Source organism: Caballeronia sp. GAWG1-1 (assembly GCF_023631465.1).
Classification (GTDB): Bacteria; Pseudomonadota; Gammaproteobacteria; order Burkholderiales; family Burkholderiaceae; genus Caballeronia.
This window is the reverse complement of sequence record NZ_JALQDB010000037.1, coordinates 503,417-529,967: the sequence shown is the minus strand read 5'-3', so window position 1 is coordinate 529,967 and position 26,551 is coordinate 503,417. Positions and strand designations below refer to the sequence as shown.

Below are 26,551 nucleotides of genomic sequence, written 5' to 3'. Positions count from 1 at the left end.
GACCGACAAACATGACGACCTACCTCACCGCCAGCGACCGCCGTGCAGAAGATGCGATCCACCGCGAAACGCTCGGCGCCGGCGAGCCGTGGCTCAAGGAACTGAAGGCCGGACAGACGCTGCGCATTCGCGATATGGAAGGCAATCAGGCTGTCGATACGCTCTTCTACAGCCTCGACAACCCGCGCGAACGTTTCGATCCGCAACGCACCCTGCGCCGCCAGAAGAGCCTCTATCTGACGACGGGAACCGTGCTGTATTCGAACCTCGGCAACCCGATGCTGACCATCGTTGCCGATACATGCGGCCGTCACGACACGCTTGGCGGCGCATGCGCTCAGGAGAGCAATACCGTTCGTTACGCGCTCGAAAAGCGCTACATGCATAGCTGCCGCGACAACTTCCTACGCGCCTGCGCGCACGACGGACGGCTTTCCAAACGCGACCTGAGTCCGAACATCAACTTCTTCATGAACGTGCCGGTGACAGCCGATGGCGGACTCACGTTCGAAGACGGCATCTCCGCGCCCGGCAAATACGTCGAACTGCGCGCGGAGATGAACGTCATCGTGCTCATCTCCAATTGCCCGCAGTTGAACAACCCCTGCAACGCCTACAACCCGACACCCGCGGAGTTACTGATATGGGAATGATGCGAATGAACCGCCTGCGTGAATGGTTCTATCTCGTGATGATGATTCGCGCGGGACGACTCGGCGCCTGTTCGTGCGACTCGCTAAAGTCTCATCGAACGAAAGTCTGAGGACGCTGCCGGGGACGACCCCGGCGTGCATCTTTCAATCGACGGGACGACCCGCCGACGCATCCGCCCCTGTCATGTTCGACAAAGTCCTGATTGCCAATCGCGGTGCCATTGCGTGCCGCATCCTTCGTACCTTGCGTTCGCTCGATATAGCAGGCGTCGCGGTCTATAGCGAAGCCGATCTCGCGAGCCGCCACGTCAGCGAAGCGCCCATCGCGCATTCGCTCGGTCAGGGCGCGGCTTCATCCACGTATCTGGATGTCGCGAAGATCCTCGAGATCGCGCGCCGCGAAAACGTGCAGGCCATCCATCCCGGCTACGGCTTTCTCTCGGAAAACGCGCTATTCGGGGAGGCGTGCGAAGCAGCCGGCATCGCGTTCATAGGACCGACGCCCGCGCAATTGCGCGCCTTCGGGCTCAAGCATACGGCTCGCGCCATTGCGGCCGAGCAAGGCGTGCCGATGCTCGAAGGCACCGGCCTTCTCGAAGACGCCGAAGCCGCGTTGCAGGCGGCTGGGCGCATTGGCTATCCGGTGATGTTGAAAAGCACGGCGGGCGGCGGCGGTATCGGCATGCGTGTGTGCTGGACTGCCGATGAACTCGCCGCGCAGTTCGACGTGGTGAAGCGCCTCGGGCAAAACAACTTCAGCGATGCGGGCGTGTTCATCGAGAAGTACATCGAACGCGCGCGGCATCTCGAAGTGCAGATTTTCGGCGATGGCCGCGGCAACGCGCTTGCACTCGGTGTACGCGATTGCTCGGTGCAGCGGCGTAACCAGAAAGTGCTCGAAGAAACGCCCGCACCTTCGTTGCCCGATGGCATGGCAGAGGCATTGTGCGAAGCGGCGTTGCGGCTTGCCAGAGCGGTGGCTTATCGTTCGGCGGGGACGGTCGAGTTCGTATACGACAGCGGTGCCGCGCAGTTTTATTTTCTCGAAGTGAACACGCGGCTGCAGGTCGAACACGGCGTGACCGAGCAAGTCTGGGGCGTCGATCTCGTTCAGTGGATGATCGAACTCGCGGCAGGCACGCTTGCGCCGCTCGACGAACTCGGCGCCGCGTTGAAGCCCGTTGGTCACGCTATACAGGCGCGGCTCTATGCAGAAGATCCTGGCCGCGATTTCAAGCCGAGTCCTGGCTTGCTGACCGAGGTCGCGTTTCCCGAAGCGGATGGTAGCGCGCTGCGCATCGACACATGGATCGAAGCCGGCTGCGAAGTGCCGCCCTATTTCGATCCGATGCTCGCGAAGCTGATCGCGTGGAAACCGACACGCGAAGCCGCGCGCCACGCGCTCGCCGAAGCACTCGATGCCACGCGCATCTACGGCGTGGAGACCAATCGCGTGTATCTGCGGCAGATCATCGACGACACGCCGTTCGCTTCGGGCGAGCCGTGGACGCGTTGTCTAGAAGGGCTCAAGTATCGCGCGAGCACCGTCGAGATCGTGAGCGGCGGCACGCAGACCACGGTTCAGGACTTTCCCGGCAGACTCGGGTTTTGGGCGGTCGGTATTCCGCCCTCGGGCCCAATGGATGATCGAGCGTTACGCCTTGGGAACCGGCTTCTCGACAATTCGCCGGATGCGTCCGCGCTCGAAATCACGATGAGCGGCCCCACGTTGCGTTTCAATACGGACGCGGTGATCGCTATCACGGGCGCGGCGTTGAGCGTGACCGTCGATGGCATCGAGCAGCCGATGCACACGACGCTCTTCATTCCGTCAGGCGCGACACTTGCACTTGGTGCCATTCGTGGAGCGGGCGCACGCGCCTATTTGTGCGTGCGTGGCGGCTTCGATGTCGCGCAGTACCTCGGCAGCCGCAGCACGTTCACACTGGGTCAGTTCGGCGGCCACGGCGGACGTGCGTTGCGCGCGGGCGATGTACTGCATCTGCATCCCTCGATGGATCGCGCACATGGCGTGCGCCTTTCGTTCACGCCCGCGCTCGACCCGGTTCGCACACTGCGCGTGATCTATGGTCCGCATGGCGCGCCGGAGTACTTCAGTCCGCAATACATCGAGACCTTTCTCGACACCGAATGGGAAATTCACTTCAATTCGAGCCGTACCGGCGTGCGCCTGATCGGACCGAAACCCGAATGGACGCGCGAGGACGGGGGCGAAGCGGGACTGCATCCGTCGAACATTCACGACAATCCGTATGCGGTCGGCGCGATCGACTTCACTGGCGACATGCCTGTGATTCTTGGTCCCGATGGCCCGAGCCTCGGCGGCTTCGTGTGTCCCGTGACGATCATCGAAGCGGACCTGTGGCAGATCGGGCAGTTGAAGGCGGGCGACAAGGTGCGTTTCGTGCCTGTGCGGATCGATGAGGCGCGCGCGGCGGCACGGGCGCGTCTCGTCGAATTGAAGACGCTTGAGCCGCTTGAAGCACCGCCTGCAAGCGCTGATGGAAGACGCGCGTTGACATCGCCCATCGTGCTGGACATCGGCGCGAATCACGACCGGCTGGTTGCGCGTGTGTCGGGCGATACGCACTTGCTGCTCGAACTCGGCCCCGCGGAACTGGACCTCGTCCTGCGCTTTCGTGGCCATGCGCTGATGCAATCGCTCGAAGCGCTCGAGTTGCCCGGCGTGATCGATCTAACGCCCGGCATCCGCTCGCTGCAGGTTCACTATCAGCCTGAGCGCCTGCCGCTTGCAACGTTGCTCGATACGGTCGCGCAGACGTGGCAACGCGTGTTGTTGCAAAAGGACTTGCGCGCGCCTTCGCGCATCGTGCATTTGCCTTTGTCATGGGACGATCCCGCTTGCCGCCTGGCCATCGACAAGTACATGACCACCGTGCGGCCGGATGCGCCGTGGTGCCCGAGCAATCTCGAGTTCATCCGGCGTATCAACGACCTCGAATCGATCGATGACGTCAAGCGCATCGTCTTCGACGCAAGCTATCTCGTGATGGGTTTGGGCGATGTCTATCTCGGCGCGCCAGTTGCAACGCCGCTCGATCCGCGCCATCGGCTGGTGACGACCAAGTACAACCCGGCGCGTACGTGGACCGCGGAGAACTCCGTTGGCATCGGCGGCGCGTATCTTTGCGTCTATGGCATGGAAGGTCCGGGCGGCTATCAGTTCGTCGGGCGCACGTTGCAGATGTGGAACCGTTATCGCTCGATTGCCGATTTCGCGGGCCGTCCGTATCTCTTGCGCTTCTTCGATCAGATTCGCTTCTACGAAGTCCCGGCCGATGAACTGCTGCATATTCGCGAGCATTTTCCGCTTGGACGTTATCCGCTCAAGATCGAGGAGACAGAGCTGTCTCTCTCCGACTACGAGGCGTTTCTGACACGCGAGGCGGCTGGTATCGATGCATTCCGCACCCGTCAGCAAGCCGCGTTTCAAGCGGAACGCGAGCGTTGGCGTGAAGCGGGACAAGCACAGGAGAGCTTCGAGCCTCCGGTTGTAACCGAAGGCGAGACCGTGCCGCTCGAAGACGGTCAGACCGCGGTGGACAGCGAGATCGCGGGCAATCTCTGGCAGGTGCGCGTGAAGGCGGGCGAGCGCATTGCGGCAGGCGACGTGATGTTCGTGATCGAATCGATGAAGATGGAGATCGCCGTGTGCGCGCCCTGCGCGGGCATCGTCGCCGATATTCATGTGGCGCCTGGCACGCCCGTGAAGGCGGGACAGCGCGTGGCGATCATCGGGAACGTCTGAATGTCGTAGCCAAGGAAGCCGCAAGTCCCCGTTGAATTTCATTCAACATGTCATTTTTTTTTTGAACTGGCAGCCCTCCCCCTGCGAATCTAATCTGAACGCGGATTGAGAACACGCGGCTACCCACGCCGCGACCGCATTCACTTCGCAGAGGGTTCAAATGAACGGACTGAAAAGACTAGGTGCTTTCTTCGCGCTGAGCGCCGCATTCGCGCTGCAAACTCCTGCGTTTGCCGTCGATTGGGATTTCGCCACCGCGAATGCGCCGGGCAATTACCAGACGAAACTGGACGAGAAGTTCGCGGCTGAAGTGGCCGCCGCCACCAACAACGAAGTGAAGATCAACATTCACGCGGGCGGACAACTCGGTTTCAAGGGCCCGGAAATGTTGAGCGTGATTCGCGATGGACTCGTGCCCATCGGGTCGTTTCAGTTCGCGCAGCAAGTCGGCATATCGCCGATTCTCGGGGCATCGTCGGTACCGTATCTCGTATCCGGTTTTGATGAGATGAAGACCTTCCGTTCCGTCTCGAAGCCCTACTACGACGCCGAATTCAAGAAGTTCAATCAGAAGCTGCTGCTCACCATTCCCTGGCCCGGCCAGAACGTCTTTTCCAAAGTCGAACTGTCGAACTCGGACACCTTCAGGACCATGAAGATCCGCACGACCGACCGCAACGGCAGCGACTTCTTCCGCAGCCTTGGCGCATCGCCGGCGCAGATTCCCTGGGGTGAAGTCGTGCCCGCGCTGTCGACGGGCGTCATCAATAGCGTGTCGACATCGACATCGTCTGCCGTGGATGGCCAGTTCTGGGACTTCCAAAAGGCGTGCAACGTCGTCAACTGGCAATCGAACTTCGAAGGCGTGTCGGTCAATCTCGACGCCTGGAACAAGCTCAGTGCGAAAAACCAGAAGGCTATCGAAGAGGTCGTCGCACGACTCGAACCCGTGTTCTGGGACGCGGCAAAAGCGGAAGACAGCAAGAACTTCGAGACCCTCAAGGCGAAGGGCATGGAGATCTACACGCCGCCCGCGGCCGTGCGCGACGCCATGGCCGCCAAGGGCAAGCCGAGTTGGACCGCCTTCGAGGACGCGGTGCCCGCCGCCAAGCCGCTCCTCAAAAGCTATCTGACCGCGGTCGGCAAGCAGTGAGCCGCATCCGCTCTTCGAAAACCACGGTCACAGCGGAGTCAATGCCCATGGAAAACATCGACACAAGCGCGCATGTCGAGATTTCGAAGGGACGTGCGTTCGTGCAGAAGGCGTTGTTCTCCATCGATATGCTCGCCCGTCTGGATGGCTGGCTCGGCGCCCTCTGCCTCTGCCTGCTATGTCTCTTGATGATTGCCGGCATCGTCGTGCGGACGCTGTCGACCGTGGTGAGCTGGTTGCCCAAGGACATACCCATCGCATGGGAATACAGCTCGTATCTGATGGCCGTGACCTTCACGTTCGGCGCCGCGCTCACGCTTCGCGCAGGCGGCCATATCCGCGTCAGGGTGCTGTTGTCGAACGCATCGCCTCGCGTCGTCAAGGGCCTCGAATGCGTATCGGCGGCGGCGGGCTTCGCGTTCGCGGCGTTCTTCTCGGTCGCCATGACGCACTTTTCGTATCAGGCGTTTCTCACCGACGAACGCTCGCTTGCCAGCAGCACGCCCTTGTGGATACCCAAGGCATTCGTCGCGTTCGGCGCGATGCTGCTTGCGCTGCAGTTACTCGCCCGCCTCGGCCAGTTGTTTCTGGACGAGCCTGTCGAAGACAAGAACCTGATTCATTGAAGGCTGAGACACATGGGAACGATACTCACGACAATGGCCGTGCTGCTGTTCGGCGGCCTGTCCATCGGCATATGGGTTGGATTGACGCTTGCCATTACCGGGTCGCTCGCGCTCTTCATTTTCAGGTCCATTCCGGTCGACCGGCTGATCGCTCAGTACGCATGGAACGTGATGACGACGCAGGAGCTGCTGGCCTTGCCGCTTTTCATCGTCATGGGCGAGATTCTGTTTCGAACGCGCATCTCGACGTCGCTCTTCAAGGGACTTGCGCCGTGGGCGAGCTTGCTGCCTGGAAAGCTCTTGCATTCGAATGTCATCGGATGCTCGATCTTCGCCGCCATCTCTGGCTCGTCGGCGGCGACGACGCAGATCGTGGGCCGCGTCACGCTTGCGGAGCTCAATCGCCGCAACTACGACAAGCGGATATCCATGGGCAGTCTGGCAGGCGCTGGTACGTTGGGCTTTCTCGTGCCGCCATCGAACATCATGATCGTGTATGGCGTGCTGGCGCAGGTTTCCGTGCTCAAGCTCTTCGCCGCAGGACTGATACCGGCCATTCTTCTCGCGTCGTGCTTCATGGCGTGGATCATGATTCACACCACCTGGAACAAGAGCCTGATTCCCGAGGAAGAAAGTTTCGCGACCATGCCCTGGCGCGAGCGCTTTGCTTCGCTCAAACATCTTGCGCCGGTCGCGTTATTGATCGGCGCGGTTCTCGGCAGCATGTACGGCGGGCTCGTCACGCCATCGGAAGCGGCTGCGGCCGGTGTGGTCGGCGCGCTTGCCATCGCGGGCTTTCAAAAGGACCTGAGCGTTGAAAAGCTGAAGGAAGTCGGACTTGGCGCGGTAAAGACCTGTTCCATGATCGCGCTGATCATTCTCGGCGCATCCATTCTCGGCAGTGCGTCCGCGTTTCTCGGCGTGGGACAGGCGGCCGCCACGTTCGTGCAGGAACTGCACCTGTCGCCGGTTGCGCTGCTGTTCGTGCTGTTCATCGGCTATATCCTGCTCGGCTCGTTTCTCGAAGGCTTTTCGATCATCGTCATTACGTTGCCTATTGTTCTGCCGATGGTTCTCGCAGCCGGATTCAACGCCATCTGGTTCGGCATCTTTCTGGTGATCGCGGTGGAGATCGTTCAGGTTCACCCGCCTATAGGCTTCAATCTCTTCGTGATTCAAGGCATCACGGGAGAGAAGCTCTCCGTCATCACCAAGGCCACGCTGCCCTATCTCGTGCTGCTCATTCTGTTCGGCATTGCATTGATCGTGTTTCCGCAGATCGCGCTTTGGTTGCCGGAACAACTCGGCTTGAAGTGAGCATGCGCTGTTGTATCTCGCTGATAAATGGAAAATATGATGACGTCTAGGTTTGCCATCTCAGTCGATATCGGTGGCACGTTCACCGACTTCGTATTGCTGGACAGCAAGAAGAAAAGTTTCACGACCGCGAAGGTCCTGAGCACGCCCGAACGCTCGGAAGAAGCGATATTTTCCGGCTTCGAGCACTTACGCCGCGATGCGGAACTGGACCTCGCGGATTGCGATGTCTTCCTGCATGCGACGACGGTCATCACCAACGCCGTCATCGAACGCAAGGGGCACGACTTCATTTTGCTGCATACCGAAGGCTTCGGCACGACGCTTGAAACCGGCCGTGAGCATCGTTACAACGTATCGAATCTGAGGCTGGCTTTTCCGAAACCGCTGACCAAACACCGGTTGAAGGTATCGGTACGTGAACGCATTGCCTACACCGGTGATCTCGTGCGGCAACCCGACCAAGCTGAACTCATCGCGGACGTGCGCCGTCTCGTCGAGGAAACGGGCGTGACGAACTTCGCCATCTGTTTTCTGCATGCCTTTCAAAACCCCGCCAACGAGCAGTTGGTGGAAAGCTGGCTTGCAGAAGCCTTCCCCAATGCCGTCATTTCCACATCCAGCGCCGTGGCCCCGCGTTCGGGCGAGTACGAGCGCTGGATGACATGCGCCGTGAATGCGTTCACCAAGCCGTTGCTGAGTCAGTACGTGAAGCGCCTGGAGACGAGAGCCGCCGACGCGGGCTTCAATGGCCGCCTTTTGATGATGACGTCGTCCGGGCTGCCGCTGCCCATCGGTCACTGCGTCAGAGCGCCCGTCCGTTTGATCGAGTCGGGTCCCGCGGCAGGCGTTCTCGCCGCGAGAGAGATCGCCGCGCGTAATGCACCAGCGCCGCAAGACAGCGGTGCCGTGGACGATACCGTGCTCGCCTACGACATGGGCGGCACGACCGCCAAGGGCGCGTTCCTCATCGCCGGCAAGGTCGATGTGCAAGCGGGCCTCGAAGTGGCGCGCGAAGGCGCATTCGAAGCCGGCAGCGGCTTTCCGCTCATCATTCCCGCGCTCGACTTGATCGAGATTGGCGCGGGCGGCGGCAGCATCGCCGAGATCGACGAACGCGGCGCCATCTCCGTCGGACCGAAGAGTGCGGGCGCCGTTCCCGGCCCGGCATGCTATGCGCGCGGCGGACAAGCGGCGACCGTCACCGATGCAAATCTCTTCCTCGGCTTTCTCGGTGAGGCGAACTTTCGCAATAGCGGCATCGACGCCACCCGGGTTGAAGCCAAGCGTGCGATTCAGCAGAACATCGCGGAGCCGCTGGACATCTCGGTGGAGCGCGCGGCTATCGGCATTCATCGCACCATCAACGAAAACGTGGCACGCGCGTTTCGCGTGCATGCAGCGGAACTCGGTGTCGACTACCGGCGCGCCACGCTGGTCTGCACCGGCGGTTCGTCGCCCGTGCATGCGTTGCCTATTGCGCAGCTTCTGTCCATCCGGCGCGTCATCTTTCCGTTCGCCGCGGGCGTGGCTTCCGCCATGGGCCAGTTCGCGAGCAGCGAAGGGATCATCCTGCAGCAAACGAGAAAGATGAGTCTCGCCGATGTCACCGATGACGTCATCGCGCAAGAAGTCGCTCGACTCGTGCAGGCCGAACCATACGCAAGCCAGCTCGTCGATGGCGGCGCGCGGACCATCGTGAAACTCGGCATGCGCTACGAAGGACAAGACTCGGAAGTGACTGTCGAGATATCCGATGAAGGGCGTTATCTGAATGCGGCAAACATTCGCGCCAGATTCCTCGATGCCTACAAGGACATCTTCGGCCTGAACTTTCCGGACTATGGTATCGAGATCAGCACGTGGGTGGTCGAAGTCTCCTTGCCCGAGCATCTCAAGTCCGTGCGCGACTTCAGCTACGACGCGCTCACGCCTTCAGCAAGGATGGAGAAGGAACCCAGGTCCTGTTACATCAGCGACGGCGCAACGGAAGTCTGGACCGAAGTCCCCGTCTTCAACCGATACGCCTTGCCGGTTGGCTGGAAACGCTCCGGCCCCGCACTGATCGAAGAGAACGACACCACCATCTACGTTCCAGCGTTTGCCGAAGCACGGATTGCATCGACGCTGGATCTCATCGCGGAGCTCAAGTCGTGAATGCTACAGTCAAGATGGACCCGGTCGATGCCGGCATCATCTGGTCCCGTTTCGTCTCGGTTGCGGACGAAATGGTTTCGGCCATGGAACGCACCGCTTTCTCGACAATGGTGCGCGCGAGCGGCGACTTCTCGTGCATGATCTTCGACGCACGCGGCAAGCTGATTGCGCAAGGCGCGACGAGTGTGCCGTCGTTCACGGGAACCGGCCCCAGCACGCTTGCTCATATCCTCGATGTGTTCGACGCGGCCGCTCTGCGCGACGGCGACATCATCGTGACCAACGATCCCTGGATCGGCACGGGTCATACGTTCGATATCAACGTCGTGAAACCGGTGTTCTTCGAAGGACGCATTGCCGGATACTGCCTGACCGTTTCGCATCTTGCCGATGTCGGCGGCGTGGGAATGGGTTCGGTCGCGAAGGACGTCTACGAGGAAGGCTTCTCGCTTCCGCCCGTGAAACTCTTCGAAGCGGGCGTGGAGAATCGCTTCGTGTTCGACTTCATCAGAAACAACGTTCGCACCGTCGATTACGTGTTGGGCGACATCTATTGCAATGTCGCGGCATGCAACGTCGGCGCGCAAGGGCTCGTCAAGATTCTCGTGGAGCACAAGCTTTCCACCACCATCGACGCCGCCGATGCGATCTTCGCGCTCACGCGCAAGTCGATCAACGCGAAGCTCGAACGCATGCCCAAGGGAAGTTATGCGGCGACCATACCCGTCGAAGGCGGAAAGGACTTCCCCGACATCTCGCTCTCCGTCACCGTCACGTTGAGCGACTCCGGCTTCGCGTACGACTTCGCCGGAACGGACCCGGTGGTGAATCGCGGCGTCAACGTGCCGATCTGCTATACACGCGCGTTCTGCTACTTCTGCACGAAAGTGCTCATCGCGCCCAGCATTCCCAACAATCAGGCCATACTCGATTTCGTCACCATAGCGGCGCCCGACAACTGCATTCTCAATGCGCTCAGGCCGAACCCGACTGGTGCGCGGCATGTCTTCGGCCATTTCGTCGGACCGCTCATTTTCAATGCGCTGGCCGAGGCCTTCCCCGACGACGTTCAAGCCGACTCGGGGATGGTGTTCCAGATGAATCTTCGCGGCCAGACGCGCGCGGGAAAGCACTATTCGTCGATCTATTTTTCGGCGGGCGGATACGGCGCGCTAGCAGGTTACGATGGCCGCCCTGCCTTGCCCGCACCGGCCAACATCATCGGCGGCTCGGTTGAATTCTGGGAGCAGCAGATTTGCTGCACCTTCCTCAAGAAAGAGATACTCAGAGACTCGGGCGGGCCCGGCGAGTTTCAAGGCGGCAACGGTCAGATCTTCGCGATCAGGAACGACACGGGTCATCCCATCGAGGCATCGTTCATGGCGTCGCGGACCAAGATAGCCGCGAAAGGATTTGCAGGCGCGGGCGCCGGCGCGCATCGGCTCATCTTCGTGGACGATGTCGAGACCGATCCAAAGGCGCGCGTGCTCATTCCAGACGGCGGTATCGTGGAGATTCGCGACGCGGGCGGCGGCGGATACGGCAACCCGGATCGCAGATCGCTCGATGACATCGCAGCCGACCTCGAAGCCGGGCTGATCAGCGCGCAGTTCGTCGACGACAACTATCCCCGGCAGGCGCGTCAGCTCGCGCGCTCCGTGGGTGCATCGTGAAGCCGGCTTTTTGGCCCGATACAATGCACAACACGCACCTTCACTCAGAAAGAGAACCGACATGTCAGGCGTGATAGACCTTGGCGGCAAGTCCTTCACCAGGCGCTTCGTGCGAAGCGGAGACATCCGCTTTCATATGGTGGATGGTGGCGTCGGCCCGACGGTCGTGCTCGTGGCGGGCTTCCCGCAGACCGCTTATGCGTGGCGTCGCGTGCAACCGCTTCTGGCCGATTCCTACCGTACCATCGCCATCGATTTGCCCGGCCAAGGTTACTCGGACAAGCCCACCACCGGCTACGACACCGAGACCGCCGCCGCGCGCATCAATGGTCTCTTGCGGTCGCTGGGTGTCGAGCGTCACTTCTATGTGGGCCATGACATCGGATCGTGGATTGCTTATCCGTACGCGCATCGCTATGAGGCCGAGCTCGACGGCATCGTGTTCATCGATGGCAACATCCCCGGCATCACGCTCAAGCCCGAAGTATCGGTCACCGCGCCTTCGAACTGGAAGAGCTGGCACTTTCTGTTCAACGCGGTGGACGACCTGCCTGAAGCGCTCATTGCAGGCAAGGAGCGCGTGCTGATCGAATGGTTCTTCAACAAGAAGACCGCCAACGCAATGGCCACGTTCGAGCTTGCCGACATCGACGAATACGTCAAGGCGTATGCGTCGCTCGGCGGCCTGCGCGGCATGCTCGGCTATTATCGGGCCGTCGAAGAGGACATGAAGCAGAACCAGAAGCTCTTTGCCAGCAAGATCAAAAAGCCCGTGCTCGCGCTTGGAGGCGATGTGGGCAGCGCGCCCACCATCCATGAACTGATGAAGCCGCTCTGCGAAGACCTGAGCGGCGGTGTGATCCAAGACTGCGGGCATTACATTCCCGAAGAGCAGCCGCAAGCGCTGGCAGCGGAACTCAAACGCTTCTTCGAGACATGTCTCGGTTGATCGATATCGATGCTGCGAATGTCTTCCGCCCTGCGATGCTTTATCCTTGCCGTCATCGGGACACGGGGGCATAAATGACGGCCGGTTCGAGAAAGAAGGAAAGCGATGAAGCCGAAGCCGTGCCGGACACGCGCCGTGCGCGCTTTCCGCCGCTCAAGTCGCTAATCGCGTTCGAAGCGGCCGCTCGGCACGGCAGCTTCACGCAAGGCGCGGAGGAGATCGGCATCACCACGTCGGCGGTGAGTCATCACATTCAGCAACTCGAAGACTTTCTCGGCGTTCCGCTCTTTCAGCGACATGCCGGGCGCGCGGTGCTGACCGTCGCGGGCCGAACCTATGCGCGCGAACTGGAAAAAGCATTCGGCATGATCGCCACTGCGACGAGTCTTATCGCGCCGCAATCGTGGGGCGGTCATCTGTCGATTGCCGTGCCCAATAGCTTCTCGGTTAAGTGGCTGCAACCGCGTTTGCAGAACTTCCTGAAAGCGAACCCGCTGTTTCGCGTTCGACTTGCGACGCTTCACACACATGAACTCGATGCCAACCGCTACGACATAGCAATTGCGCATGGGCCTCAAACGCCGGGATTGAAGCTTGCCGAGCCATTGCTCATCGAACGGCTCAGGCCGCTTTGCAGTCCGCAACTCGCGGAGGAGCTCGGCCTGAAAGGCCCGAAGGATCTGGCTAAGGCTACGCTCATCCACTCCAATAATCCGCTGAACTGGGTCGATTATTTTCGGCGCATAGGCAACCTCGTCGTCAAGCCCGCGCACGACTTGTGGCTCGACCGCTCCGCCATGGCAATCGAAGCCGCGGTAAAGGGCTTGGGCGTGGTGCTGGAAAGCGAGATTCTCGCGGAAGAAGAGTTACGCGATGGCCGGTTGATCGAGCCATTCTCCGACCCGAAGTTCCACGTCGAAAATATCTCTTACTATCTGCTGCGCTCGTCGAGTCTGCGCAATTCGGCCGAAGCGGCCGTGTTTGAAAAATGGCTTCGAGCTGAATTCGAGTTGGCCAATCTAAGAACGATGTTCTGAGTGCTTGCTCAAGCCTGCGGCTTGCGTAAAGGCTTGACGCCAATCGAGTCCGGCGGCAGTCGTTTCACGCGGACGGTACTCGCATCCTATCCAGCCTGAATAGCCGCTATCGGCTATCGCTCGTGCAATCGCGGGCCATGACATGTCGCCCGTGCCCGGTTCGTTTCGTCCTGGTACGTCGGCGACCTGAATGTGCGCCACGTCACGACGATGCATGGCGAACGCATCCAGTACGTCCATGCCGCTCATTGCCGCGTGATAAAAATCGAAGAGGAGTTTGACGTTGCCTTGCGGGATGTCGCGGACGTAGGCGCTCGCCTGAGCGAGACTCTTGAGGAAGTAACCCGGCACGTCTTGCTGGTTCAGACATTCGAGCACAAAGGTTACGTTCTGCCCTTCCGCGCGCTTTGCGGCCCACGCGAGATTCGAACGAAAGACGGCTTCGGCCTCGGCTGGCGAGCAGCCGTCTGGCACTCGGCCCGCCATCAAGTGAATCAGGCTGCACTCCAGCGCGTTAGCGTAGTTCAACGCGAGATCGACACCTTCGCGAAAAACATCGACATAGCCTGGAATACAGCCAAAGCCGTTGGAGCCTACGGCCCCTCTTTCGCCCGCCGGCGTGTTGATCAACACTTGTTTCAAGTTCCACTGGCTCAACACGTTGCGAAGCTCGGTGGCATCGTAGCCATATGGCGATGCGTATTCGACTGCCGCGAAGCCATGCAACGCAGCGGCTTCGAATCGCTCAAGAAATGGCAACTCGGTAAAGAGCCATTTGAGATTAGCCGCGAAGCGTACGCGCGAAGACCGTGCAGTCATTTCAACCCCACGATCATTTCGACTTCCACTGCCGCGCCATGCGGAAGCTGCTGCACGCCGATCGCGCTTCGTGCATGCTTGCCGCGTTCTCCGAGCGTTTCGATCAATAGGCGGGACGCGCCATCGATCACCGCGCCCTGTCCGGTGAAATCCGCCGCCGATGCGACGAATCCCGTGATCTTCACGATCTGCGCAATGCGCTCATGTCCGCAAAGCGCGTGCGCGAGTGCATCGAGGCATGCTTTTGCACATAACGCTGCCGCTTCTCGTGCGTCTTCCGCCGATAAGTCCGCGCCGACCTTGCCGCTGTATTTGATCGCTCCGTGTTCGCGCGGAAGCTGGCCGCTCACGAATGCGAGATTGCCGAACACCGTAACGGGCGTGATGAGGTGACTGGGCGTTTGCTTGTCGTCTGCGCGCTGCATGAATATCGTCTCCTCAAAGAACCGTTAGGCCAAGCCGCTCATACGCGTGGCGCGCTGTATCGGAGAAAAGGGATTGCAGCAAGGCACATGCACCTTCCGATTGTGCGCGACCAGAAAACATCCCGACATAAAAGTCGGTATGGAACTGAATCTCTTCCGGAAGCGGGCCGATGATCTCGATGCCCGCCACCATGGCCAGTTCGCTCATCTGTTGAATGGCGACGTCCGCCTCGCCACGCACGATGCATTCGCCCGTAAAGCCCTTCTCGATGATGGTCGCGCGCTGATTGACCTGCTCCGCGATGCCCATCTCTTCGATCAAGGTGGCGAAATAAACGCCGCTTGCGCCGGTCTTCGAATATGCCACCGATCGCGCGTTCAACAGAACCTCGCGCAAGTCTTCAACGCTTCTTATCGACCGAGGCACGTCCCGCATAGATGCCGCTACACCCACGCCGGTTCTGACCAACCCGCGCATCGTCGGTACATCCAGTACGTTTTCAACGGCGAGACGCTTCACATAGGCGCGAGTCGCAATCAGCACGTCCGCTCTTTCACCGGCAGACACGCGCTCTTGCAGCACGTTGGTTGGATCGAACATAGCTTGCACGCGGATGCCGCTACTTCGTTCGAACGCTGGAATGACGACATCGACGAGCGCGCTCTTGACCGCGAGCGTGCTCATCATCGAAACGGCTGGCGCGAGCGATGGAGTAGGCATCGTTGAATCCATGAAGGTAAAAGACTTCAGCGCGACAAATGCAGGCGCTTCTTCAGATCGGCAACCGCGCTGCGCGGTGCGGAAAATACCGGACAACTCGCGACTGAAGTCACGGCATCGAGTGCTTGAGCGGTTGAGAAATGGGCCAGCATGATCGCGTCGTAGCCATGCAGGCTCGCGGCCTTTTCTGCGACGAGACGGTTGTGTGTGTCGCGGTCGCCCGCACGCAGCTTGTCGATTGCATCGTCGACCACGAAGGTGGCTAGCGTAGCGTGCGGGTTCATGTTCGATGCTTCCTCGAAGAACTCCGCCACCATGGTCGGCAGGGCGGGCGCGAACGTTGCGATCATCGCGATGTTTCTGCCTTCTGCAAGCGCATCGGCGAACATGGCGGTGTTCGGCTTGCAAACAGGTATGGGAAGCGCCGCGTCCGCGGCATCGATGGCGGGACCGAAGGCCGAACACGTGGCGAGGACCGCATCCGCGCCGCTTTCGTACCCGTATCGCGCGAGATTCACGAAGCGTGTCTGCAATGCGTCGGGCAGCTCTTTGCTGTCGCCTCTGGCCGAGGTCAGACCGTCGTCGAGAAGATTAGTGAGCCTGGCTACTGGCCAGTCGCGCAGGAACGCGTCGTGTATCGGCGCGATGGCAACGGGCGTGGCGTGCAACAGCACGATGGAAAGGTCATGTCTCATGGATGTCGATTCGCCGCTGGTCGGCTGTCGGGTCATGCGCCCGGCATCGATTCAAGCGTAGCGAATGACGCGTTGGCATTCCAACGCAAAGAAATCAACACCCGTTGAGTCAGAGTCACGACAGCAGGCTTCATGCGTTTATACAAGCGCGCGACTCACGCCGCCTTGCCGCCCATCACCTGTTCCTGTTCGATCCAGATCTGGCTGTCGGGAAACCAGAACGCGTCAGGCTTTGGCGGTACGGCCAAGGTAGTCGGCAAATCGGGATTGAATATCTTCGACCATGCCGACAAGTAAGAAGGCATCTTTACGAGGTATCCGCACTTCGAAAGCAGCAGGCTCGATACCAACGCTTCGCGCCCGATCTCCAAACCCGGATAACCGCTGAAGTGCACCGGCATGTCGCCTGTGGACAGCAGCTTGGCCGGTGCGACACTGACCGGGCGATTGAACGGCCACGCGCGGAAGAAGTCGATGAACGCCTGCTCATCGCTCGAAACGAAGATGTTGGTCAGATGCGGATTGAGCGCGAGGGTCTGCTCGACCAGCCGGCAGAAGTCAGCCCAGGGCAAGGTCATCGCTTCGAACTTCTTATCCGTGCCCCGGTAGTGAACACCGAGTGTCGATTGGCCGATATCGAGTTTGGCGCAGGTTGCATCGACTTCATCGCGAATGGCTGCAACCGGCCGGTAATGCGAGCGAAACAAGTCGCTCGAACTTTGCAACCGCAGACCCGCTTCATGGCGTTGCCGCAAGCCGAGTTGCACGAGATCGCGCACGGTAGAGGTTCGCACTCTGCGCGGCAACTTCACATCGCCGGATGCCCGCACGCTTTCAAAGAGCGCCGAGAACCAGTCTATTTTGCCTTCCGGGTCGCCATAGAGACCGCCGCGTGCCGAGATTTGCGGTGTCAGCCGTTTCTCTTCGCAATGCTTGAGGATGAAGAGCACCATCTGCATCACGGAAAAAAAGCCGGAGTTTTCCCTGATCTCGATAGCGAACACATTGCGATTCAGCCGCTGTCGCGCATGCAGCGACAAACGCACTGGAGCGGCGAGAGAATGCTTGAAGCCTTCACTGCGCCGAAAGCGCCTGACACGATCGACCACCGTTCGCAACATGTGCGGTCCCCGACTCGGATTTGTCTTTTGGAATGACCGTATGTTCCAGCGCTACGGTAACTATGACGGGAGAGTAGCACCGTGCAACGTGTAACGGATCGACCCTCGTCGGCGTTCTGTTGGCTAGCTAACGTGATGGGCGGGAAAAGTTACTGGCGAAGTTTCAATGGCGTCCTGTCGATGCGACATCGGCGACGGAAGCGATAAACGCATTGGCCGTCATTGGCTTGCCGAGCAAAAACCCTTGGAGAATGTCGCATCCCAGTTGCGTGAGAAACGCCTGCTGTGCAGTAGTTTCGACGCCTTCCGCCACGATCCTGAGATTGAGCGTTTGTCCGAGCGCCACGATGGCCGAAACAATGGCCGCGTCTTCCGTACCGTGAGCTAGTTCACGCACGAAGCCGCGATCGATCTTGAGTTCGTTGGCGGGCAAGCGCTTGAGATAAAGCAGGCTGGAGTAGCCGGTGCCGAAATCATCGATAGAGATCTGCACGCCTTCTTCCCGCAGTCGTTGCAATACCTTGAGGCTCACTTCGACATCGCGCATGGCCGTCGATTCAGTGATCTCCAGAATCAGCGATTCCGCTGGCAGGCCATTGCGACGAAGCGCGCCGCGAACCGCTCGTACGAGACCCGAGTGAACGAACTGCAATGGCGAAAGATTGATCGCGATGGTCCACTCTGTGTGACCGCGATCGTGCCACGCCTTCAATTGCCGGCATCCTTCGCTCAGCACCCATTCGCCGATAGGCACGATCAACCCTGTCTTCTCCGCCATCGGAATGAAGCGGTTGGGCGCCATCAGTCCGTGCACGGGATGGTTCCAGCGCAATAGCGCTTCCGCGCCCACCGCCGGACCATTTGGCGCCTTGAATTTGGGTTGATAGTGCAAGGCGAGCTCACCGCGCGTCAACGCCACGCGAAGCTCGTGCGCAAGTTGCATCTGCTCGTAAGAGTCCGCATGCATCGACGGTTCGAAGAAACAAAAACCGCTGCGGCCAAGGGCTTTCGCGTGATACATGGCGGTATCGGCATTGCTCAGAAGCTCTTCTTGAGTCGCACCGTCGTCGGGAAAGATCGCAATGCCCACGCTCACGGAAATCTGCACTTCCTCGCCTTCCATGCGAAACGGCTTCTCAATGGTCTCGGTCAAGCTCGCGGCGATTTGCGCGGCCACGGTTGCGTCGTCGACGTTCGAGAGCAGCACGAACTCGTCGCCGCCGACCCGCGCAATGGTGTCGTGTGACCTGACGTTGGCGCGGATGCGCTTCGACACTTCGATCAGCAACAGGTCGCCGACATGATGTCCGAACGCGTCGTTGACCGCCTTGAAGCCATCGAGGTCCATGAACATCAACGTGAAGCGGCGCTTTGCATCGCGCGCGCCATGCACCAGTTGTTCCAGTCTGTCTTCGAGCAAGACGCGATTCGGCAACTCAGTAAGGCTGTCGTGAAGCGCCAGATAAGCGAGTTCCTTGTTCGCCTCCGCGAGCGACGCCGCGAGCACGGCGGTGCGCGATTCGAGCCGCAAGTCCAGAACGGAGATGATCAGCGCGATGGCCAGCACCGAGAGTGTCACGACGATCACCACGACGGCCAGCCATCCGGTATCCGCGCCTTCCTTAGCGGCACCGCATATCGCGCCCGTGGGAAAGCGCGCGGCCGCCATTCCGGTGTAGTGCATGCCGACGATGGCAAAGCCCATGAGGAGCGACGCGCTGCCGCGAAAAAACAAGAGCCGCGACGCCTGCTGACGTAAGCGAAAGGCAATCCAGAGCGCAGCGCCCGAGGCGACGATGGCAATGGCCACCGACACAATGGTGAGCCATGGGTCGTATTCGATCGGCGGCCGCATGCGCATGGCGGCCATGCCCGTGTAGTGCATGCCGGCGATAGCCGGTCCCATCAATAGCGCCCCGATCACGATCCTGAACGCGGGCAGCGTCTTCTGACAGACGAGCCAGAGCGCGAACATCGATGCCGCGACGGCAATTAGAAGCGATGCAAATGTAATCAGCGGGTCGTAGCCCAGTTTGATGGGCAAGCTGAACGCCAGCATGCCGACGAAGTGCATCGCCCAGATGCCGAGTCCCATTGCACAGGAACCGCCGATGAGCCACCAGCGCGCCGCGGGCCCCCTGGCTTGCGCGATACGCCCTGCCATGTCGAAAGCCGTGTACGCGGCCAGGATTGCCACGAGAAGCGAGCAGACGACAAGCAAAGGGTTATATGAGTAAGCGAGCATTGAGCGCTATTTTCGCAGGCTTTCGTTGTCGCTCCCGGGTAGAGAACAGCATCGCGGTGACGAATGGAGACCTGTCATCGACAGGAGCCCATATCTTAACCAAGGCATGGACAAATCCGGGCTCTATTCATCCCATTCGTCGAAGAAAGCCTTACCCACCCTGCGACATATCCTGGACAGGGCGATGTAAAACGTTTGCTAACATCGTCATACTTTCGTTCATCTTCATATTTTCCCGACGCTGCCGTAAGCGATGCAAGAAAGAACCCGCGCTCGCCGCGTAAAGGACGGCGAGCGTCAACGACAGCACTGCCATCAAAAAGGAAAAGAACGAGATGAACCTGCAACCCATGCGCATGAAAACGAAGCTTTCCATTGGCTTCGGCCTGCTCACGGCGGCAGTGCTGATCGTCGCCGCGCTCTCAATCGAGACGCTCGGCGAAGCGAACCAGCGCTTTACGTCCTTTGTCAACGGCATCAACGCGCGCGCGCATCTGGCCGAAAGCATTCGCACCGCAGTGGACCGGCGCGCGATCGCCGCACGCAATCTCGTGCTCGTGACGAAGCCCGCCGATCTCGAACTCGAGAAAGCAGCCGTCCTTCAGGCGCATGAAGACGTGCAGCGCGATTTGCGCCGCTTCAAGGAAATGGTCGCGAGCGCGCCGGATGTCTCAGCCGAAGTAACGACGCGCGTTGCGGAGATCGACCGCGTCGAATCGCTTTACGGACCGGTGGCGCTCGCCATCGTCGATCTGGCGCTGAAGGGCCAGCATCAGGCAGCGATTACGAAGATGAACGACGAGTGCCGTCCGCTGCTCGCCGCGCTCATCAAGGCCACGCAAGATTACCTGGACCTGACGAGCCAGCGCGAAGCGAAGCTCGTGCAAGAGTCGGCGGAGGATTACGCGTTCTCGCGCATGCTGCTGATCGCCGCGTGCATCGCGGCGGCTTCGTTGGCCGTGGGCGCGGGATTCATCATCACGCGCAGCATCTTGCGAGCGTTGGGCGCGGAACCCGATGCACTGAGCCAAGTCGCGCAGCGCGTCGCTTCCGGCGATCTGAGCCCGGTCGCGCACGCGGATAACGCCCCGCAACACAGCGTGCTCGCCTCCATGCGCACGATGCAAGGCAATCTCGTCAGTCTGATCGGCAACGTCCGCTCTTGCGCCGATGGCATCGCCACGGGATCGAGCCAGATCGCCACGGGCAACGTCGATCTGTCGACGCGTACCGAACAACAAGCGGCATCGCTGGAAGAGACGGCGGCGAGCGTCGAAGAGTTGACCTCGACCGTGCGGCAGAACGCCGAGCACGCGCAACAGGCAAATGCGTTGTCGGCGGATGCATCGGCGGTGGCGCAGCAGGGCAATGCCGCCGTGGGGCGCATGGTCGCGACCATGACGGAGATCAGCACGCGCTCGGAGAAGATCGCGGATATCACCGGGATCATCGAAGGCATCGCGTTTCAGACCAACATCCTCGCGTTGAATGCGGCGGTTGAAGCGGCGCGCGCGGGCGAGGAAGGACGCGGCTTTGCCGTGGTCGCTTCGGAAGTGCGCAACCTGGCGCAACGTTCGTCGTCCGCCGCGAAGGAGATCAAGGAGTTGATTGGCGCGTCGGGCGTGCGTATCGCGGAGGGTTCTTCGCTCGCGGGCGAAGCCGGGACGACGATGGCCGAAGTGCTGCAGGCCGTCTCGCGCGTGAGCAGCATCATGGGCGAGATCGCGGCGGCATCGAGCGAACAAAGCCGGGGCATCGAACAATTGAGCCAGGCGATTGCGCAGATGGACCAGGTGACACAACAGAACGCGGCGCTCGTGGAAGAATCGGCGGCGGCTTCGCAATCGCTCGATCAGCAGGGGCGCAAGCTCGTGGATGCGGTGTCGTTCTTCCAGGTCGCAGGATGATGGTCGGGGCGCGGCGCGTCGGAGAGTTTTCTCGTCGCGCTGCGCTCACCAAAAATACGCTGGTTTAACGCAAAAACTGGGAATAGTACGTTCGTACATGTGTAGAGGTAATTTGTTCACTCTCGCGCAAAACAACGAAAAATGGGCAAATACTCCTATAAAGCACTGCAGCAGAGTCGCACTATTTTCCTCTTCCATATGGCAACGCCATGCGTTCGTTACTTTTTGCCCGAAAACGTTCGAATTCTCACACGCTTTTTGTAACATTGCGTAAAATCCAACCTATCGTATGAACTTTGAAGAAGGTGGTTGTGAGACACAGACGCGGCGGCTTTGCATCGCGTGTCGAACGAAGTTAGGGCAACACGGCAGGCCGGTGGTTACTGCACGAAGTTCGCTCTTTCCCTGCTACAACGGCCAACTTTGAAGCATCCCAGGTAGGCAAGGCAAACACTGCTGCATCCTTGGCTCATTCGTTAGTCGTCCTTACTTAATAGGACATTGATATCGATCTCTGACCTTAAGGAGTGTTCCGCCAGACCAGCGGAACTGCGAAATGATGATTAATCGACGTAAATTTCTGGCTAGCATGAGCGCGTTGTCCGGGACCTATATGCTTTCCGCATGTGGCGGCGGCGGTAGCGATCTACCGCAAGCGGCAACCAAGGCTTCCGACGATTCCACGCAACTGGATTCCACCGCAAAGGCCGCGGTAATCACGCCTTCCGCCGATGGCACGACCATCCCGAGCGGTACGTCGATCGTGGACAAGACCGGTGCGGTTTGGACGGTGACCGGCGCCATCGTGTACAAGAACAAGACGGCTGTTTCAATCGCCAATGTCTCGATGCTCCTCTGGTCGGGCGGCAAGATTTACCAGAAGAACACGAGCGGCCAGTTCTACGTGTGGTCGAACAAATGGCTCATCTGCCGTGACCCGCGCATTGCGATGGCAGCGACGCCGGGCATGTTCTTCGGGATGAACGGCCATTACGACTACACCTACACACCTCCGCAACTCATCGCGATCCTGAAGGGCATGGGCTGCAACATGTATCGGGTGGGCTGCAATTCGACGTCGAAGCAGATCAGCGCCGTCGCCAAGCTGGCATCGGCCTTCAACGGAACGGGCATCAGCATGCTTTGCCTGATTCAGCAAGGTTTGACCGATGCTTCAGGCGCGCTGTATGGCAGCGAAGCCGCCGCTTACGCCGACGCCTACAACACCGGCCTGACGGTTGCCAGCGCGCTCAAGCCTTATGGCGTGACCATGTACGAATGCGGCAATGAGTTGACGCGCCGCTCGCAAACCGTGCTGTATTCGAACCGCGCGGGAACGGACGTAGCCGACTTCAACAACGCAAACTGGCCCGTCATGCGCGGCGTCATGCGCGGTCTCATCGCCGGCGTGAAAGCAGTACAGCCGGACGCGAAGTGCGGCATCAACTTTTGCGTGGCGGACATCGGCGCATCGGATGCATTGTGGGACGGCTTCCAGCCGGATGGCACGAGTGGCTATCCGAAGGTCCGCTGGGACATCACGACGTGGCACAACTACGAAGTGTATGGTGACCTGTTCGACATCGGCTCTGACGGCGCGGGCCCGCATTTCGATCTGCCGCAGTACTGCAAGGCGCGCTACGGCGTACCTTTCATGATCACCGAGTGGAACGCGAACCCCGAGCAGACGGATGCTTATCGCGCGACCTTCGTGCAGTCTCGCCTGCAATCGTTCTACGACGCACGCAAGACGCACAACATTCACTCGGCCATGTACTACGTGCTCGACAGCGGCAATCACACGTTTGGCATCATGATCAACGGTGCGCCGATCACGCCGACGTACAACAGCTATGTGAACTTCACGAGCACGCATGCCGATGTCTGAGCGTCTCTGAACAAAAGCCCACGGTTTGCCGCATCGCGCAAAGCCGTGGGCCTTATTGTTTCAGTTCATCTTTCACGCGTGCCGCATGAACGCGCGCGCTAGCGCATGTCGTCGACAGGCTTGCCATCGAGGCCACGACCGCCACTGAGCGGGCCTTCATAGCCAAGCCCCCAGAAGGTCCCGTTATCGTCGATGCGCATTACGCGATCTCGTTCGATGTGGTGCCGGCGATCTCAGTCGCCCCGACATGGCGTCATCCATCTTCCTATGAACAGTCGCGGCGTCATCGTGACTCCTCTGCCTTGTTCGGGCTTGCGGGCATTTCGTCCTTGGTGCGTTCGCCGACGGCCCAATGCGCGGCGGGCACCGCGGTGGCATACACGCGGATGGTGTCGAGCGGTGCGCCCAGCGTTTCATGGACCGTGCGCGCGACTGCCTTCACGCAGGCCTTGACGGCGGCTTCATCGCGTCCTTCGACGAGGGAAATATGTACGATAGGCATGTCGGTTCCTCAATGTCCGGTGCGTTCGAGCACGGCTTGCTCGGGTCGCGGACCGGTTGTCTTGCCAGTGATAGGCGGCTTCGGTAGCCTGGCTTCGCCGGGTTCGATAACGAAGTGATGATCGAGCGAATACCACGGCCCTTGAACGTCCGCGCCGGGTGCGGTCTCGCCGTCGTGCAGCACATATTGCCCGACGAGCGCGCGCGTCACGCCGAACTGCACATCGGTCTCGAGATTGGGATCATCGCTCGAATAGACCTGCGAAAACTGTGTCTTGAAGCCCGGCTTGTAGATCATGAAATGGATATGCGCAGGCCGCATGTTGTGCCGGCCTTGCGCGCGTAGCAGCGCGCCGACCGGGCCCGACAGCGGAATGGGATAGCCCGCCGGCTTCACGCTGCGAAACGCGATGTGGCCGTTGGCATCGGTAGTGAACTTGCCGCGTAGATTCATATCCGCCTGCGCGGGATCCTGATTCTCGTAGTAACCATCCGCCGATGTATGCCACACGTCCACCTCGGCGCCTTCCACCGCACGCCCGCTCGAATCGCGCACCCAAGCGTTGACAAAGATAGGCGCGCCCGGCGTCGGCGAGCGCACGATGCTGCCGCCGCTTTCAGTGCGCGGCGAGTCCATGCGCCAGAACGGGCCCATGAGGTTCGCGGTCGTATCGGTCTGACCGCGATCGCCGTTGTTGAGCAGGCACACGAGCGCGGACAGCCCAAGCGATCCGGCGATCAACACGACTTCGTTATGCGATTCGGTGGTCAACTGCCCGAGCTTCGCGATGACCGCGCATGCCTGATGAAACTCCGGCTCGGACAGCCGCGCCTCGCGCGCGAAGCCATGCAGATGACGCACCGCCGCCGACATGATCTCGCGAAAGCGCGCATCCGGCGCGCGGCTCAGTTCGGCAAGCACGGCTTCGGTCACTTCCTGCTGATTGCTGACTATCATTGCTGTCTCCATGGCGGCTCATGCTTCATTGGCAAGCCGGTGCGGCGGTAGTAACGCATCTGCCCGAGTTCCATCGTCTGCCTCGCAATGGTATCGCGGACGGCGGGAATGCATCGTTCGCTACAACGGGGCAACTGCATTCCAGTCATCGACGAACACGACCTCACAACATCCCCACCCAGACCCTGAAAAGCAAAGCAGAAAAAACCGTTTGTCATTGCAATGCCGCGCGGCTTTTAATAACAGGCTCGCTTGGCGCCAAGTGCGTCACCGCTCAAGCACCTCTTTCACGGCATTTCATGGAACCGACATGGCGGACCTGACATCCACTCGCAACAGCTATGTCGCATCGAAACGGCAACGCTTCGGCGTGTCGAAAGGCACGTTCTACAAGCTGCTTTCGTGGCTGGTCCCCGCATGTGTCGTGGTGATCTGGGAAGCGGCAGCACGCGCAGGACTCATCACGCCGCAAGTGCTTCCGGCGCCCAGCAGCGTTCTTGAAACCGCGCTCGGTCTGATGCGCTCTGGCGATCTCTTCGTTCACCTCGGTGTGTCGCTTTTGCGCGCCGTCACGGGCTTCGTTATCGGCGGGACGGTTGGTCTCGTGCTCGGAATCGCAGTCGGGTTTTCGCCGCTCGCGCAAGCGCTTCTCGATCGCTCCATTCAGATGGTGCGCGCCATTCCCTTCCTCGCCATGCTGCCGCTCGTGATCGTGTGGTTCGGTGTCGGCGAAGTCGCGAAGATCTTTCTGGTCGCGCTCGCCGTGCTGTTTCCCATCTATATCAACACCATGCTCGGCATCCGTCAGATCGATCCCAAGCTGATGGAACTCGCCAAGGTGATCGGCCTCGACTGGACCGCGATCGTGCGACGGATCATTCTTCCCGGCGCCATGCCGTCGATCCTCACGGGCGTGCGCTATGCGCTCGCTCACGCGTGGCTCGCGCTCGTCATTGCCGAGACGCTCGCGACGACCAAGGGAATCGGCTTCCTCGCCATGGACGCCCGCGAATTCCTGCAAACCAATGTAATCGTGCTGACCATCGTCATCTACGCGGTCATCGGCGTGGTGGCGGACGCGTTGGTGCGTCTGCTCGAAGCGCATTTCTTATCGTGGCACGCGAACTACGCCAAAGGAGCAACCCAGTGACCGAGAGCATCGCCCTGTCGCGCGACTCCGACATCCGCGCGCGCGCCGCCGAACGCGTGAGCCACGCGTCCCTTGCCGTATCGGTGCGAGGTCTGCAGCGGCGCTATGGCAAGCGCGTCGTCATCGATGCACTCGACCTCGATATACGCAAAGGCGAATTCGTCGCGTTGTTAGGCGAAAGCGGCTGCGGAAAGACGACACTCTTGCGCGCGCTCGCCGGGCTCGACCGGCCGGATGCCGGCGAGATTCGCGCGCCCGAGCGGCCGTCCGTCGTGTTTCAGGAGCATCGGCTGCTGCCTTGGGCGACGTTGTGGGAGAACGTCGCGCTCGGCCATGAAAGCACGGTAGGACGCACGGGCGCCGCGCGCGCGCTGGGCGAAGTCGGACTTTCGGGCCGTGAAGATGACTGGCCTCGGAATCTTTCCGGCGGTCAGGCGCAACGCGTGGCGCTCGCGCGCGCTTTGGTTCGCGACCCCGCGCTCCTGTTGCTCGATGAACCATTCGCGGCGCTCGACGCGCTCACGCGCATCAAGATGCACGGGCTCGTCAAGGAACTCGTCGCGCGTCATCTGCCGGGCGTGCTGATCGTGACGCATGACGTCGATGAAGCGCTCACGCTCGCCGACCGGATTCTCGTGATGCGCGCGGGTCGCATCGCTGCATCGTTTCGGCCCGGCGATCACGCGCCGCTGCAATTGCGGCCGATTCTGCTCGATGAACTGGGCGTCCAGTCTCACTGATCCACCAATCGTTTCCTGCAAAACTC

The 26,551-nt window shown here is 60.4% G+C and carries 21 protein-coding genes; 13 read left to right on the top strand and 8 right to left on the bottom strand.

From position 1 onward, the window contains the following. Positions 1–11 precede the first annotated feature (11 nt). The 9 genes from NCT03_RS27430 (at position 12) to NCT03_RS27390 (ending at position 13,355) form a co-directional block, all read left to right on the top strand. Positions 12–653 (top strand): urea amidolyase associated protein UAAP2, encoded by a 642-nt coding sequence (locus tag NCT03_RS27430; protein WP_244830645.1) that lies wholly within the window; start codon positions 12–14, stop codon positions 651–653. Positions 654–837: 184 nt separating this feature from the next. Beyond that, positions 838–4,443, top strand: a complete 3,606-nt coding sequence (gene uca, locus NCT03_RS27425) for an urea carboxylase (protein WP_250494622.1) — start codon at positions 838–840, stop codon at positions 4,441–4,443. A 160-nt stretch (positions 4,444–4,603) separates the two neighbouring features. Then, the gene (locus NCT03_RS27420; protein WP_250494620.1) at positions 4,604–5,596 is read left to right on the top strand and encodes a TRAP transporter substrate-binding protein; all 993 of its coding nucleotides are present in this window, start codon (positions 4,604–4,606) and stop codon (positions 5,594–5,596) included. 47 nt (positions 5,597–5,643) lie between these two features. Further along, positions 5,644–6,222 carry a TRAP transporter small permease subunit gene (locus NCT03_RS27415; RefSeq protein WP_244830655.1) on the top strand — a complete coding sequence of 193 codons (579 nt, stop codon included), beginning with the start codon at positions 5,644–5,646 and terminating at the stop codon, positions 6,220–6,222. A 12-nt stretch (positions 6,223–6,234) separates the two neighbouring features. Beyond that, positions 6,235–7,539, top strand: a complete 1,305-nt coding sequence (locus NCT03_RS27410; RefSeq protein WP_250494619.1) for a TRAP transporter large permease — start codon at positions 6,235–6,237, stop codon at positions 7,537–7,539. Between the two features lie 36 nt (positions 7,540–7,575). After that, on the top strand, positions 7,576–9,696 hold the full coding sequence (locus NCT03_RS27405; protein ID WP_250494618.1) for a hydantoinase/oxoprolinase family protein: 2,121 nt from the start codon (positions 7,576–7,578) through the stop codon (positions 9,694–9,696). Further along, a complete protein-coding gene (locus NCT03_RS27400) occupies positions 9,693–11,369 on the top strand; it encodes a hydantoinase B/oxoprolinase family protein (protein ID WP_250494617.1) in 1,677 nt (558 codons plus the stop codon). The genes NCT03_RS27405 and NCT03_RS27400 overlap by 4 nt, the downstream gene beginning before the upstream one ends. 61 nt (positions 11,370–11,430) lie before the next feature. Continuing rightward, on the top strand, positions 11,431–12,318 hold the full coding sequence (locus NCT03_RS27395; RefSeq protein ID WP_250494616.1) for an alpha/beta fold hydrolase: 888 nt from the start codon (positions 11,431–11,433) through the stop codon (positions 12,316–12,318). Between the two features lie 74 nt (positions 12,319–12,392). Continuing rightward, positions 12,393–13,355 carry a LysR substrate-binding domain-containing protein gene (locus tag NCT03_RS27390; protein WP_250494615.1) on the top strand — a complete coding sequence of 321 codons (963 nt, stop codon included), beginning with the start codon at positions 12,393–12,395 and terminating at the stop codon, positions 13,353–13,355. Here NCT03_RS27390 and NCT03_RS27385 read toward each other — a convergent pair. From NCT03_RS27385 to NCT03_RS27360, 6 genes are all read right to left on the bottom strand, one after another. Next, positions 13,338–14,174 (bottom strand): hydroxypyruvate isomerase family protein, encoded by an 837-nt coding sequence (locus tag NCT03_RS27385; RefSeq protein WP_250494614.1) that lies wholly within the window; start codon positions 14,172–14,174, stop codon positions 13,338–13,340. The two genes, NCT03_RS27390 and NCT03_RS27385, sit on opposite strands and share 18 nt — an antisense overlap. Next, complete coding sequence (locus NCT03_RS27380; RefSeq protein WP_250494613.1) at positions 14,171–14,599, bottom strand: RidA family protein; 429 nt, start codon at positions 14,597–14,599, stop codon at positions 14,171–14,173. Before NCT03_RS27380 ends, NCT03_RS27385 begins: the two co-directional genes overlap by 4 nt. A gap of 13 nt (positions 14,600–14,612) precedes the next feature. Further along, on the bottom strand, positions 14,613–15,320 hold the full coding sequence (locus NCT03_RS27375; protein ID WP_250494612.1) for a substrate-binding domain-containing protein: 708 nt from the start codon (positions 15,318–15,320) through the stop codon (positions 14,613–14,615). Positions 15,321–15,346: 26 nt separating this feature from the next. Then, the gene (locus NCT03_RS27370; RefSeq protein ID WP_250494611.1) at positions 15,347–16,015 is read right to left on the bottom strand and encodes an aspartate/glutamate racemase family protein; all 669 of its coding nucleotides are present in this window, start codon (positions 16,013–16,015) and stop codon (positions 15,347–15,349) included. Positions 16,016–16,170: 155 nt separating this feature from the next. Next, complete coding sequence (locus tag NCT03_RS27365) at positions 16,171–17,136, bottom strand: O-fucosyltransferase family protein (RefSeq protein WP_250469430.1); 966 nt, start codon at positions 17,134–17,136, stop codon at positions 16,171–16,173. A gap of 163 nt (positions 17,137–17,299) precedes the next feature. Next, positions 17,300–19,381 carry a putative bifunctional diguanylate cyclase/phosphodiesterase gene (locus tag NCT03_RS27360; RefSeq protein WP_250494610.1) on the bottom strand — a complete coding sequence of 694 codons (2,082 nt, stop codon included), beginning with the start codon at positions 19,379–19,381 and terminating at the stop codon, positions 17,300–17,302. A 335-nt stretch (positions 19,382–19,716) separates the two neighbouring features. Between NCT03_RS27360 and NCT03_RS27355 the strand changes: the two genes are divergently transcribed. Together NCT03_RS27355 and NCT03_RS27350 are read left to right on the top strand one after the other, a co-directional pair. Then, positions 19,717–21,288 carry a methyl-accepting chemotaxis protein gene (locus tag NCT03_RS27355; RefSeq protein ID WP_250494609.1) on the top strand — a complete coding sequence of 524 codons (1,572 nt, stop codon included), beginning with the start codon at positions 19,717–19,719 and terminating at the stop codon, positions 21,286–21,288. 559 nt (positions 21,289–21,847) lie between these two features. Next, complete coding sequence (locus NCT03_RS27350) at positions 21,848–23,176, top strand: hypothetical protein (protein ID WP_244830996.1); 1,329 nt, start codon at positions 21,848–21,850, stop codon at positions 23,174–23,176. Positions 23,177–23,459: 283 nt separating this feature from the next. Here the strand turns inward: NCT03_RS27350 and NCT03_RS27345 are convergent, their stop codons facing one another. Together NCT03_RS27345 and NCT03_RS27340 are read right to left on the bottom strand one after the other, a co-directional pair. Then, entirely contained in the window at positions 23,460–23,678 is a 219-nt protein-coding gene (locus tag NCT03_RS27345; protein WP_244830680.1) for a tautomerase family protein, read from the bottom strand. Positions 23,679–23,687: 9 nt separating this feature from the next. Next, positions 23,688–24,635: a dioxygenase family protein gene (locus tag NCT03_RS27340; RefSeq protein WP_250494608.1), complete on the bottom strand. Its 948-nt coding sequence runs from the start codon at positions 24,633–24,635 to the stop codon at positions 23,688–23,690. 310 nt (positions 24,636–24,945) lie between these two features. Here NCT03_RS27340 and NCT03_RS27335 point away from each other — a divergent pair, with 310 nt between their 5' ends. Continuing rightward, a complete protein-coding gene (locus tag NCT03_RS27335) occupies positions 24,946–25,785 on the top strand; it encodes an ABC transporter permease subunit (RefSeq protein WP_250494607.1) in 840 nt (279 codons plus the stop codon). Further along, the gene (locus NCT03_RS27330) at positions 25,782–26,525 is read left to right on the top strand and encodes an ABC transporter ATP-binding protein (RefSeq protein WP_244830683.1); all 744 of its coding nucleotides are present in this window, start codon (positions 25,782–25,784) and stop codon (positions 26,523–26,525) included. Before NCT03_RS27335 ends, NCT03_RS27330 begins: the two co-directional genes overlap by 4 nt. The last annotated feature ends 26 nt before the right edge of the window (positions 26,526–26,551 follow it).

Bases quoted from the DNA above. Each gene is read 5' to 3' on its own strand.
- NCT03_RS27340 (WP_250494608.1), bottom strand. From the start codon at position 24,635: ATGATAGTCAGCAATCAGCAGGAAGTGACCGAAGCCGTGCTTGCCGAA.
- NCT03_RS27350 (WP_244830996.1), top strand. From the start codon at position 21,848: ATGATTAATCGACGTAAATTTCTGGCTAGCATGAGCGCGTTGTCCGGG.
- NCT03_RS27360 (WP_250494610.1), bottom strand. From the start codon at position 19,381: ATGCTCGCTTACTCATATAACCCTTTGCTTGTCGTCTGCTCGCTTCTC.
- NCT03_RS27430 (WP_244830645.1), top strand. From the start codon at position 12: ATGACGACCTACCTCACCGCCAGCGACCGCCGTGCAGAAGATGCGATC.
- NCT03_RS27415 (WP_244830655.1), top strand. From the start codon at position 5,644: ATGGAAAACATCGACACAAGCGCGCATGTCGAGATTTCGAAGGGACGT.
- NCT03_RS27420 (WP_250494620.1), top strand. From the start codon at position 4,604: ATGAACGGACTGAAAAGACTAGGTGCTTTCTTCGCGCTGAGCGCCGCA.
- NCT03_RS27365 (WP_250469430.1), bottom strand. From the start codon at position 17,136: ATGTTGCGAACGGTGGTCGATCGTGTCAGGCGCTTTCGGCGCAGTGAA.
- NCT03_RS27395 (WP_250494616.1), top strand. From the start codon at position 11,431: ATGTCAGGCGTGATAGACCTTGGCGGCAAGTCCTTCACCAGGCGCTTC.
- NCT03_RS27405 (WP_250494618.1), top strand. From the start codon at position 7,576: ATGATGACGTCTAGGTTTGCCATCTCAGTCGATATCGGTGGCACGTTC.
- NCT03_RS27370 (WP_250494611.1), bottom strand. From the start codon at position 16,015: ATGAGACATGACCTTTCCATCGTGCTGTTGCACGCCACGCCCGTTGCC.
- NCT03_RS27390 (WP_250494615.1), top strand. From the start codon at position 12,393: ATGACGGCCGGTTCGAGAAAGAAGGAAAGCGATGAAGCCGAAGCCGTG.
- NCT03_RS27375 (WP_250494612.1), bottom strand. From the start codon at position 15,320: ATGCCTACTCCATCGCTCGCGCCAGCCGTTTCGATGATGAGCACGCTC.
- NCT03_RS27355 (WP_250494609.1), top strand. From the start codon at position 19,717: ATGAACCTGCAACCCATGCGCATGAAAACGAAGCTTTCCATTGGCTTC.
- NCT03_RS27385 (WP_250494614.1), bottom strand. From the start codon at position 14,174: ATGACTGCACGGTCTTCGCGCGTACGCTTCGCGGCTAATCTCAAATGG.
- NCT03_RS27335 (WP_250494607.1), top strand. From the start codon at position 24,946: ATGGCGGACCTGACATCCACTCGCAACAGCTATGTCGCATCGAAACGG.
- uca (WP_250494622.1), top strand. From the start codon at position 838: ATGTTCGACAAAGTCCTGATTGCCAATCGCGGTGCCATTGCGTGCCGC.
- NCT03_RS27410 (WP_250494619.1), top strand. From the start codon at position 6,235: ATGGGAACGATACTCACGACAATGGCCGTGCTGCTGTTCGGCGGCCTG.
- NCT03_RS27380 (WP_250494613.1), bottom strand. From the start codon at position 14,599: ATGCAGCGCGCAGACGACAAGCAAACGCCCAGTCACCTCATCACGCCC.
- NCT03_RS27345 (WP_244830680.1), bottom strand. From the start codon at position 23,678: ATGCCTATCGTACATATTTCCCTCGTCGAAGGACGCGATGAAGCCGCC.